At 71.3% G+C, this 11283-nt stretch carries 9 protein-coding genes and 1 pseudogene; 4 read left to right on the top strand and 6 right to left on the bottom strand.

Annotated elements, in window-relative coordinates:
• Positions 1 to 7 precede the first annotated feature (7 nt).
• Positions 8 to 799: an aldo/keto reductase gene (locus tag ACZ44S_RS02905; protein ID WP_466924372.1), complete on the top strand. Its 792-nt coding sequence runs from the start codon at positions 8 to 10 to the stop codon at positions 797 to 799.
• Positions 800 to 946: 147 nt separating this feature from the next.
• Here ACZ44S_RS02905 and ACZ44S_RS02910 read toward each other — a convergent pair.
• From ACZ44S_RS02910 to ACZ44S_RS02920, 3 genes and pseudogenes are all read right to left on the bottom strand, one after another.
• Positions 947 to 1328: pseudogene (locus ACZ44S_RS02910) on the bottom strand (SDR family oxidoreductase); the annotation flags it as partial.
• Between the two features lie 27 nt (positions 1329 to 1355).
• Positions 1356 to 2261 (bottom strand): class I SAM-dependent methyltransferase, encoded by a 906-nt coding sequence (locus tag ACZ44S_RS02915; RefSeq protein ID WP_466923857.1) that lies wholly within the window; start codon positions 2259 to 2261, stop codon positions 1356 to 1358.
• A 164-nt stretch (positions 2262 to 2425) separates the two neighbouring features.
• A complete protein-coding gene (locus ACZ44S_RS02920; protein WP_466923860.1) occupies positions 2426 to 4144 on the bottom strand; it encodes a glycoside hydrolase family 6 protein in 1719 nt (572 codons plus the stop codon).
• A gap of 490 nt (positions 4145 to 4634) precedes the next feature.
• Here ACZ44S_RS02920 and ACZ44S_RS02925 point away from each other — a divergent pair, with 490 nt between their 5' ends.
• On the top strand, positions 4635 to 7550 hold the full coding sequence (locus ACZ44S_RS02925; RefSeq protein WP_466923862.1) for a glycoside hydrolase family 48 protein: 2916 nt from the start codon (positions 4635 to 4637) through the stop codon (positions 7548 to 7550).
• 180 nt (positions 7551 to 7730) lie between these two features.
• Here ACZ44S_RS02925 and ACZ44S_RS02930 read toward each other — a convergent pair whose 3' ends face one another.
• Together ACZ44S_RS02930 and ACZ44S_RS02935 are read right to left on the bottom strand one after the other, a co-directional pair.
• Positions 7731 to 8498, bottom strand: coding sequence for a class I SAM-dependent methyltransferase (locus tag ACZ44S_RS02930; RefSeq protein ID WP_466923864.1), 768 nt, complete (start codon positions 8496 to 8498; stop codon positions 7731 to 7733).
• A gap of 5 nt (positions 8499 to 8503) precedes the next feature.
• Positions 8504 to 8809 (bottom strand): 4a-hydroxytetrahydrobiopterin dehydratase, encoded by a 306-nt coding sequence (locus tag ACZ44S_RS02935; protein WP_466923866.1) that lies wholly within the window; start codon positions 8807 to 8809, stop codon positions 8504 to 8506.
• A 127-nt stretch (positions 8810 to 8936) separates the two neighbouring features.
• Here ACZ44S_RS02935 and ACZ44S_RS02940 point away from each other — a divergent pair, with 127 nt between their 5' ends.
• Positions 8937 to 9758, top strand: a complete 822-nt coding sequence (locus tag ACZ44S_RS02940) for a helix-turn-helix domain-containing protein (protein ID WP_466923868.1) — start codon at positions 8937 to 8939, stop codon at positions 9756 to 9758.
• Here the strand turns inward: ACZ44S_RS02940 and ACZ44S_RS02945 are convergent.
• Positions 9740 to 10165, bottom strand: coding sequence for a hypothetical protein (locus ACZ44S_RS02945; RefSeq protein ID WP_466923870.1), 426 nt, complete (start codon positions 10163 to 10165; stop codon positions 9740 to 9742). The two genes, ACZ44S_RS02940 and ACZ44S_RS02945, sit on opposite strands and share 19 nt — an antisense overlap.
• Before the next feature lie 238 nt (positions 10166 to 10403).
• Here ACZ44S_RS02945 and ACZ44S_RS02950 point away from each other — a divergent pair, with 238 nt between their 5' ends.
• Entirely contained in the window at positions 10404 to 11267 is an 864-nt protein-coding gene (locus ACZ44S_RS02950; protein WP_466923873.1) for a helix-turn-helix domain-containing protein, read from the top strand.
• Positions 11268 to 11283: the final 16 nt, after the last annotated feature.

Raw genomic sequence — 11283 nt, forward strand, 5'->3', positions numbered from 1 at the left:
CGTCGAGATGCCTCAGCTGGGGTTCGGCGTCTGGCAGGTACCGGACGCGGAGGCCGAGACGGCCGTGGCGACGGCGCTGGAGGCGGGCTACCGCAGCATCGACACCGCGGCGATCTACGGCAACGAGGAGGGCACCGGCCGGGCCGTCGCCGCGTCGGGCATCCCGCGCGAGGAGCTCTTCGTCACCACCAAGGTCTGGAACAGCGACCACGGGTACGACGCCACGCTGCGCGCCTTCGACACGTCCCTGGCGAAGCTCGGCCTCGACCACGTGGACCTGTACCTCATCCACTGGCCCACGCCCGCCCGCGACCGGTACGTCGACACGTACAAGGCGTTCGAGAAGCTGTACGCCGACGGCCGGGTCCGTGCCATCGGTGTGTCGAACTTCCTGCCGGAGCACCTGGAGCGCCTGATCGGCGAGACGTCGGTCGTCCCGGCGGTCAACCAGATCGAGCTGCACCCGCATCTGCAGCAGCACGCCGCGCGTGAGTACCACGCCGAGCAGGGCATCGCCACGGAGGCGTGGTCGCCGCTGGGTTCCGGCAAGGGCATCCTGGAGATCCCGGCGATCGTCGCGATCGCGCAGAAGCACGGCCGTACGCCGGCCCAGGTGGTGCTGCGCTGGCACCTCCAGCTGGGCAACATCGTCATCCCGAAGTCGGTGACGCCGTCCAGGATCGCGGAGAACATCGACGTGTTCGGCTTCGCTCTGGACGCCGAGGACCTCGCCGCGATCAGCGCGCTGAACGAGGACCGGCGGCTGGGTTCGCACCCGGCGGAGTTCAACGCCGGCTGACCCGCCCGGCACCCGACGGCCTCCCCGGACCCGGGGAGGCCGTCGGACCGCTCAGGGCCTTTCGCCGGGATCGCCTGGCCGTGGCCGACGGTGCATCTCGGCCGAGCCGGCCCCGCGACGCCAGGGCGATCCACATGACAGGCCCCAGTGGGGCCGGCCGACGGGGCGGCCCGACCACGGTGTTGACGTCGACTCCCTCCGACTGGTCCAGGGCCCGCACCACCGAGTCGGCGATCCGGTCGGCGGTGAGCAGATGCCCGGGTGGAAGGCTGCCGTGGGCGTCCCCGAACGGGGTTTCCACGCGGCCGGGTGTGACGCCGACGTCCCAGTCGGCGACCTGCCGCCGGGTGTTCTCGGCGAGCCCGGTCACCGCGTACTTGGTCGCGCCGTACGGATTGCCCGGCATGGGCACGAACCCGGTGACGCTGCCGACCAGCACGATCCGTCCGCGGGTCTCCTTCAGGGCGTCGATGGAGGCGCGGATCGGCAGGGCGGGGCCGAGGACGTTGGTCAGCACCCTCTCGGTCCATCGCCGGGAGAGCCCTCCGTCAAGCCGTCACACGGGCCGCACCGCCGTGTGGACGGTGTGGGCGGCCAGGACGAACACGTCAGGGCGGTGGTGCACGCTCGCCGTGTCGTCGGGGTCGAGGAGGCGGTCGAGGGCGGCGCGGTCGTCGGCGTCCAGGTCCTCGGCCATGATCTCGCGAGCGCGGGTGAGGACGGCGACCGCGTAGGCGCGGGCGCGGTCCGTGGCGGGGGCGGGCAGGTCGAGGAGGAACGTGCGCGTGCGAGTGTGGTGCAGACCGGCCGAGGCCAGCAGCGCGGGCCAGTCCTCCACGACGGCCACCGAGCCCGGCAGCTCGGCGCGCATCCGGCTGAACCGCTCCTCCTCCGCCGCGTCGAGGCGCGCCTGGAGCCCCGGCCGGCCGAACCCGATGTCACGGGGCAGGAAGCGGGCGGGCAGGCCGCCCTCCATCACCGCCAGCGTGCCGCCGGGCGCCAGACGCTCGGCGCAGGCGGCGAGCGCGGCGCTCTGGTCCCCCAGGTGGTGGATGCTGCGGCTGGCCCACAGCAGGTCGGCCGGGTAGTCCAGTTCGTCGAGCACGCCGGGGAGTTCACCGGCGAGGGTGCCGAAACGGTCGGCCGCCCCCTGCCGCTCCGCCCGCGCGCGGGCCCGCTCCAGCAGCGGCTCGGAGCCGTCGACGGCCATGACCCGGGCCCCCGGGAACGTCTCGGCGAACAGCGCGGCGATGACGCCGGGACCGCTGCCCGCGTCCACGATCAGTCCCGGTTCGGTCACCTCCTTCGCAAGCCAGCTCAGGGCGCGCTCGTACAGCGGGGTGAACAGCTCCGCCTGCGATTCGAGCAGGGGCGCCAGCTCGGCCCAGTCGATGTCGTCGTGCCCGTGCCCGTGCCCGTGCCCGTGGCCGTGTCCCTGCTCGTGCTCGTGGTGGTGCGCCATGGTGTCAGCCTCTCCGCTCGGATGCCGTCAGGGTGCGACGACGCACCGGACCGGAGCAACCGTTGTTGCCGGTCGCGCAAAAAGGCGGGCCGGGGAGAGACGCGCGGCGGTCCGCCGGGTCCGGGCCTGGACGGCCCGGACCCGGCGGACCGGTGGTCAGCCCGTCACGACAGCGGCGGGTACGCGTTCTTCATCAGCTCCTGGAACTGGGCGGAGAACCAGTGTCCGGAGATCGGGGCGTTCGGCAGCGCCCCCGACATGCTGTTGCCGTTGCGCGGGTTGCCCTCGTAGGTCGGGTCGCACATCCGGTCGAAGCCCTTGCCCTCGTCGTTGTCGATGACCTCGCTCGCCCCGTCGGACTCGCCCGGGGGCTTCATCCACACATAGGCGTCGATCCCGGGCTCCGGGGAGGCCTGGGGCCGCTCACCGAGTCCCGCACCCGACTGGTTGCACCAGTTGCCGGTGTTGAAGCGGCGGTCGTAGCGGCCGCCGTCGACGTAGGTGTTCACGTCGGTGGTGGCGCCGGGGCCGGTGGGCCGGTCCGCGCCGCCCCAGCCGTTGCGGGAGGTGTCGATCAGCATGCCGATGCCGGAGTCGAAGCCGATCGAGACCAGTTCCTCACGCAGCGCCTGGGCGTACGACAGCTCGTCGACGTAGCGGTTCCAGCTGACCCAGTCCGACTCGCGCACCGACTTGCCGGCCACGTTGTCGTTGATGGAGAAGTTCTCCTCCTTCAGGGCGCTGTAGTTGGCCGTGTTGGCGATGAAGCCGTGCACGTCGGCGACGGTCGCGCCCTCGGCGTTCGCGGCCTGCTTGAACAGCTCCGCCGAGGGACCGAAGTTGTCGTCCCAGCCCAGCCAGCCGTGGTGGCCGGCGTCCACGTAGTTGTAGACGTTGGGGGCGTCGCCCAGCTTGTTCAGGGCGTAGCCGACGCCCTTGATGTAGTTGCCGTTGGCCTTCATGATGTCGCAGTTCTCGGTCACGGTCTCCCGCGGCGACACGTTGGTGACCAGGTTGGGGAGCGAGTCGATCTCGACCGTGGTGACGATCCGCAGGTCGGCGTACTTCGAGTCGGAGAGGATCTCCGCGATCGGGTCGATGTAGTCGGTCTTGTACTTGTCGATCTCCGTCGGGCCCAGCTCGCCGTTGGAGGCGAGGGCCGCGCAGTCACGGCCGGGCAGGTTGTAGATGACGAGCTGGACGACGAGTTCGCCGGAGCCCTTCTGCTCGAGCGCCGCGTCGAGATGGTCGCGCAGGCTCATCTTGCCGCCTGCGCCGTTGATGGCGGCGATGCGGTCCAGCCAGACACCGGTGGGCTGGTCGGCGATGCGGTCGCCGCCCGGCTCGGCGGCGGCGTTCGCGGACCATTCGGGGTTCACGTACACCTTGGCGCCGTCATAGGGGTTGTCCACCCGGTCGCCCTCGGGCGGGTCGGTCGGGTCCGGCGGATCGGTCGGGCCGCCGGAGTCGACGTTGCAGGTCACGCCGTCGAGGGTGAAGGTGGCGGGGACCGCGTTGCTGCCGCTGTAGGTGCCCTGGAAGCCGAAGGTGGCCGAACCGCCGTTGGCGAGCGTGCCGTTGTAGGACTCGTTGGCCGCGGTGACGTTCGCGCCGGACTGGGTGATCTTGGCGTTCCAGCCGCTGGTGACCCTCTGGTTACCGGCGTAGGACCACTTCACCGCCCACGACGACTTCGCGGCGCCGTTGTTGGTGACCGTCACGGACGCGGTGAAGCCGGTGTCCCACTGGTTCTGCACCTTGTAGTCCACGGTGCAGGGGACGGCGGCCGCGCCGGCGTCGCCGGGGACGGCGGCGATCGCCGTCCCGGTGGCGCCGGCGACCAGCGTCATGGCGGCGAGGAGCGCGGTTCTGGTGCGACTCATGGTGCGGGTTTCCTATCCGTAGGGGGCTGTCCTTCTGGGCCGCGGGAACGAGCGCGCGGCCTGGTGCCTTACGGGTGGGGGTACCGTCCGGGCCTGGTCGGGACAGGCCGCGGGGCCGGCCGGACATTCCGGACGGCACGCACGGCACAGGGGATCCCACGGGAACGAGCGACCCCGCGTCAGGTGCTCCACGTGTGCTCGGGGATGGCTCAAAGTACTGAACGCGGGGGGTGGCGCATCGAGCGACTCCTTGCAGCTCGGACGCGTCGCAACGGACGCGTCGACTGATGGAACCGCTCCCACTGGTGCACATGAAGCTAGCGCCAAGTGACGGCGAAGAACAGGGGGACTGCTGACATTCACTCAACTCGAAGCGTCGAATCTTTTCGATTCTCCACAAGGCTTGACCGGTCATCACCCCGTCCCCACTATGGGAGCGCTCCCACTGGTTCAAGGCTTGACATGACGAGTCGCAGGAGGAACCAGCACCATGCATCCCCCACCCAGGAGACGCAGGGGCGTGCGACGGCTGTTAACGGCCGCCGCGGCAGCTCTGGCGCTCCCGCTCACGATGCTCTCGGCGGGCTCGACTGCCGCTCAGGCGGCCGCCGTCCAGTGCAGCGTCGACTACAAGACGAACGACTGGGGGTCCGGCTTCACCGCCGACCTGACCCTCACCAACCGCGGCACCGACGCCATCGACGGCTGGACCCTGACGTACGACTACGCGGGCAACCAGAAGCTCTCCAACGGCTGGAACGGCACCTGGTCGCAGTCCGGCCGGACCGTGACCGTGAAGGACGCCGGGTACAACGCCCGGATCGCCGCCGGCGGCGCGGTCACGACCGGCGCCCAGTTCACCTACAGCGGCAGCAACGCCGCCCCCACGTCCTTCGCGATCAACGGCACCACCTGCACCGGCGCCCACCAGCCGCCGATCGCCGTGCTGACCAGCCCCGAGGCCGGCGCCGTCTACACCCAGGGCGAGACGGTCCCGCTCGCGGCCACCGCCGCGGCGGCCGACGACGCCACGATCACCAAGGTGGAGTTCTACGACGACACCGAGCTGCTGGGCACCGACACCAGCGCGCCCTTCACGCTCTCGGTCGCCGACTTGACCGTGGGCAGTCATTCGCTGGTGGCGAAGGCCCACGACAGCATGGGTGCCTCCGCCGACTCCACTCCGGTGGGCATCACGGTCGCCTCGGGTCCCGCCGTGGTGGCGACGCCGTCCCAACTCGGCGTTCAGCAGGGTGAGTCGGGCACCTACGAGGTCAAGCTGTCCAAGCAGCCGACCGGGAGCGTGACCGTCACCACGACGCGCGCGAGCGGCAACTCCGGGCTGTCGGTCTCCGGCGGCGCCTCGCTCACCTTCACGGCGTCGAACTGGAACACCGCGCAGACGGTGACCATCTCCGCCGACGACTCCGGCAGCGGCTCGGCCGTCTTCGAGTCCTCGGCACCCGGCCACGCCAAGGCGGCGGTCACGGTGACCCAGCTCGGGGCGGAGAAGACGTACGACGCCCGCTTCCTGGAGCTGTACGGGAAGATCACCGACCCCGCGAACGGCTACTTCTCCCCCGAGGGCATCCCGTACCACTCCGTCGAGACGCTGATCGTCGAGGCACCGGACCACGGTCACGAGACGACCTCGGAGGCCTACAGCTACCTGCTGTGGCTGCAGGCGATGTACGGCAAGGTGACCGGTGACTGGTCGAAGTTCAACGAGGCCTGGGAGATCATGGAGCAGTACATGATCCCGACCCACGCCGACCAGCCGACCAACTCCTTCTACAACGCCTCGAAGCCGGCGACCTACGCGCCCGAGCACGACACCCCGGACGAGTACCCGTCGCAGCTGGACTCCGGTGTCTCCGTCGGCCCCGACCCGATCGCCGCGGAACTGAGGAGCGCGTACGGCACGGACGACGTCTACGGCATGCACTGGATCCAGGACGTCGACAACGTGTACGGCTACGGCAACTCGCCCGGCAAGTGCGAGGCGGGCCCGTCGGACACCGGGCCGTCGTACATCAACACCTTCCAGCGCGGCCCGCAGGAGTCGGTCTGGGAGACCGTCCCGCAGCCCACCTGCGACGCCTTCAAGTACGGCGGCACCAACGGCTACCTGGACCTGTTCACCAAGGACGCGTCCTACGCCAAGCAGTGGAAGTTCACCAACGCCCCGGACGCCGACGCGCGTGCGGTGCAGGCCGCCTACTGGGCGGACCTGTGGGCGAAGGACCAGGGCAAGGGTTCCCAGGTGTCCGCGACCGTCGCCAAGGCCGCGAAGATGGGTGACTACCTGCGCTACGCCATGTACGACAAGTACTTCAAGAAGATCGGCAACTGCTCCAGTCCCTCGTGCCCGGCCGGCACCGGCAAGGACGCCTCGCACTACCTGCTGTCCTGGTACTACGCCTGGGGCGGTGCCACCGACACCTCGGCGGGCTGGGCCTGGCGCATCGGCTCCAGCCACGCGCACGGCGGCTACCAGAACCCGCTCGCCGCGTACGCGCTGAGCGAGTACGCGCCGCTGAAGCCGAAGTCGGCGACGGGCGCGGACGACTGGGGCAAGTCGATGCAGCGGCAGCTGGAGTTCTACCGCTGGCTGCAGTCCGACGAGGGCGGCATCGCCGGCGGCGCGACCAACAGCTGGGCGGGCCGGTACACCTCCCCGCCGTCGGGCACGCCGACCTTCTACGGCATGTACTACGACGAGAAGCCCGTCTACCACGACCCGCCGTCCAACCAGTGGTTCGGCTTCCAGGCGTGGTCGATGGAGCGGGTGGCGGAGCTGTACCAGCAGACGGGCAACGCGCTCGCCAAGTCCGTCCTCGACAAGTGGGTGGACTGGGCGCTCTCCGAGACCACGATCAACCCCGACGGCTCCTTCCGGATCCCGTCGACGCTGCAGTGGTCGGGCAAGCCGGACACCTGGAACGCGTCGTCCCCGGGCGACAACGGCGATCTGCACGTCACGGTCGCGGACTACACCAACGACGTCGGGGTGGCGGCGGCCTACGCCAAGACGCTGACGTACTACGCCGACCGCTCCGGTGACACCGAGGCGGCGTCCACGGCGAAGGCGCTGCTGGACGGCATGTGGGAGAACAACCAGGACGCGCTGGGCATCGCCGTCCCGGAGACCCGCGCCGACTACAACCGCTTCGACGACCCGGTGTACGTCCCCAGCGGCTGGAGCGGCACCATGCCGAACGGCGACCGGATCGACTCGTCGTCGACCTTCGCCTCGATCCGGTCCTTCTACCAGGACGACCCGGCCTGGTCGAAGATCGAGAGCTATCTCGAGGGCGGCGCCGCGCCGACGTTCACGTACCACCGGTTCTGGGCCCAGGCCGACATCGCCCTGGCCATGGGCTCGTACGCGGAGCTTCTCGAATAGTCCCCGCCGAGGCTCCGTGTACCGGCCCCGGCACCTGACGCCGGGGCCACCATCCGGCCGGGCGGCCCTCTCGCGCACGGAGGGCCGCCCGGCTCCCGCACGCCCGTCCCCGGTTCGCCGGGAACCCGCTGGTGGTCGACGAGGGCTCGGCCGACGAGCGGGCCCTGGGGCGCCGGCCGCTCAGGGCGTGAGCACGGGGTCGCCGGGTGCCGGCTTGCGGTAGGCGCGGAGGCGGAACACGGGGTCGGGGCGGGGCCGGTCCTGGTCGGGGAGCTCGGACAGCCGGGCGGCGAACTGCTCGGCGATCGGTTCCCCGGGCGGCAGCGTGACGAACCAGCCGCGGCGCAGGTCCGTGATGGTGCGACGGGGGCTGCGGCCCTGACCGTGCCCCCGGAAGCGGGCCTGTCCGGCGGGGAGCAGTCCGTGCCCCGCGGCCCAGGCCGTCACATCGGCGGGGGCGTCGGGCACCGGGCTGGGCGGGCGGGCGGCGAGGACCGCGTCGATGTCGCTGCCCACGTTGTGGGAGGCACCCTTGTGGACGGTGGTGATGTAGACCCCGCCGGGCCGCAGCACGCGGGCGCACTCGCCGACGACCGTGCGGACCTCCTCCGGGCCGGACAGCAGATGCAGCAGCCACACACTGACCACGGTGTCGAACCGGGCGTCGCCGAAGGGCAGTCGGCGGCTGTCCGCGCGGACGACGGCGCCCGGCAGGCGGGCGGCGGCCATCCGGGTCATCGACGGGGCGAGGTCGGCCCCCGTCACCCGCAGGCCGGCGCGGGCGGCGGCGAACCGCCGGGTCACGATGCCGGTGCCGCAGGCGACGTCCAGCAGATCGCGCGCACCGCCCGGCACGAGACTCAGCACGGCCTCGGCGGCGGCCGCCGCCCGGGCCTCACCGCCGCGCAGGGCGTCGTACCGTTCCGCTTCCTCGTCGTAGTCCAGCACGTGCCTCAGTGTGCACCGTGTCCGGGCGCCACGTCCTCCACCCTGCGGGCGAGCTCGAGGTCCTTGGCGGTGACGGCGCCGCCCGCGCTGTGGGTGTGCACGGACAGGGACACGGTGTTGTAGCCGAGGGTGAGGTCGGAGTGGTGGTCCAGTTCCTCCTGCACCTGGGCGATGTGCACGACCATCGCCGTCGCCGCGAAGTGCGAGCCGAGCCGGTAGGAACGGGTGAGGCGGCCCTCCTCGAGCGACCAGCCCGGCAGTTCCGCCAGCCGGTCCTCGATCTCCTTCTGCGACAGCGGTTCGACGGGCATGGGCTGCGCTCCTTCGCCGGGTTCGGGTCTCGTGCCGGATTCCCAGGCTGCCACAGAAGGGGCCCCGGGACCCTGGTCGCACACGGGCGGCTCCCCGGGACGGCCGCCTGTCGACTACGGTCCTGACATGACCACAGTCCCGTCCGAAGCCACCGCCGGCACCGACGGCGTGGGCCCCTTGCTGCGTGCCTGGCGGGAGCAGCGGCGGGTCAGCCAGCTGGAGCTGGCCCTGCGCGCCGACTCCTCCGCCCGGCACATCAGCTTCATCGAGACCGGCCGCTCCCGGCCCAGCGAGGAGATGGTGCTGCGGCTGGCCGAGGAGCTGGACGTCCCGATGCGGGAGCGCAACGCCCTGCTGCTCGCCGCGGGGTACGCTCCCCGGTTCCCGCACACCCCGTTGGACGACCCCGCGCTGGACGCGCTGCGGGACGGCATCGAGCGGCTGATCAGCGCCTTCGAACCGTATCCGGCGCTCGTGGTGGACGCGATGTACGACGTCGTGGCGGCCAACCGGGGGGTGATGATGCTGTTCGACGGCGTCCCGGAGTCGCTGCTGACGCCGCCGCTTAACGCGGTGCGGCTCACCCTGCACCCGCAGGGGCTGGCACCGCGGATCCTGAATCTGCGGGAGTGGCGGGGGCATCTGCTGGAGCAGATGCGGCGGGACATCGCGCTGCGCCGCTCCGAGCCGCTGCGGGCGCTGTACGAGGAGGTCGCGGCGTTCCCGGTCCCGGACACCGGCGAGCGGCGGCCGGAGGAACAGGACGCGCCGGTGGCGTACTTCGCGCTGCCGATGGTGATCGAGCACGAGGGCCGGCGGCTGTCGTTCGTGTCGTCGATCTCCACCTTCAACACACCCATGGACGTGACCGTCGCCGAGCTGGCCGTGGAGACGCTGCTCCCGGCGGACCCGGCGACGGCCAAGTACCTTCAGTCCTGGCTGAGCTGACGCGCCCTCAGCGCCATGTGCTGCAGTACGGCGAAGCCCGCCACGGTGAGCGCCTGGAGGACCGTCCACACCGCGCCCGCCGTGGTCGGGGTGAGCCACAGCGCGAGGGCGGCGAGACTCACGACGGCCCAGGCGAGGTTGGCCTCGACGACGATCCGTACGCCCGCCGTGGGCGGGTGGCGGCGGGCGGCCAGCAGGCCCACGCCGGCCGCGTAGACGGCGAGGAAGGCGCCGAGGCCCAGCAGCAGGCCGGAGCCGGCGCCGAGGAAGCGTCCGAGGGGGCCGAAGAGGGCGAGATAGGCGAGCGCGTTGGCGCCGGTCACCGCGGCGTCCAGGGCCAGGAAGCGGCGCAGCATCAGCTGCGGCTCCACGGTCCGGGCGAGCGCGGCAAGCTGGGTCGCGGACATGACGAATCACCCTCCGTCGGGATCGGTGGCGGCGGCCGGTGCCGGGTCCCGGGCCGGAGTGCGAGCCGGCCCGGGACCCGGTGCGTCCACGATCCCGTGGGGGCGGCGGCAGGTCGATTACCTGCCGGGTAATACGGCTGAGGGAGCAGGGAAACAAGGCGGTTCACCGCGGCCCGTGAGAGTGTCGGAGGGACATGAAAGACTGAGCGCATGCCCGGGCGCGTTGGGGAGGCGTGGCGTGAGTGAGCGGCGGGCCGCACCGACCGTGGGCCAGGTGGTTCTGGGAAGGCGGCTGCATGAGCTGAGGGAGGCCGCGGGCCTCTCGCGGGAGGAGGCGGCCCGGATCCTGCGGGTGGCGCCCGCGACCGTGCGGCGGATGGAGACGGCCGAGGTCGCGCTGAAGATCCCGTACGTCCAGCTGCTGCTGACCGCGTACGGGGTGCCGGACAGCGAGTCCGTCGCGTTCGTGGAGCTCGCCGAGGAGGCGAACCGGCCGGGCTGGTGGCAGCGGTACCACGATGTGCTGCCCGAGTGGTTCAGCATGTATGTGAGCCTGGAGGGCGCCGCCCGGATCATCCGGACCTACGAGCCGCACTTCGTGCCGGGGCTGCTGCAGACCGAGGACTACGCGCGCGCCGTCCTGAAGGCGGGGACGATCGGCAACGCGGGGCGGGAGGCCGTCGAGCGGCATGTGTCCCTGCGCATGGAGCGTCAGCGGCTGCTGGAGCGCAGCGATCCCCCGCACCTGTGGGTGCTGATGGAGGAGACGGTCCTGCGGCGCCCGGTGAGCGCCGACGGCCGGGTGATGCGGGACCAGCTCGACAAGCTTCTCGAGTACGCCGAACGGGACCGCGTCACGCTCCAGATCGCCGAGTTCGCGGACGGTCCGCACCCGGGGACGTACGCGCCCTTCTCGCTGTTCCGCTTCGCCGAGCCGGAGCTGCCCGACATGGTGTTCACCGAATATCTGACGGGGGCCCTGTACCTGGACTCCCGCAAGGAGGTCGCGGTGCATCTGGAGGTCCTGGACCACATGACGGCGCGGGCGGCCTCGACGCAGCGCACGGAGAAGCTGCTGCGGGAGTGCCGGGAACACTACTGAGCCCCGCGCCCGCCAC

It is taken from the genome of Streptomyces malachitofuscus (genome assembly GCF_055571035.1).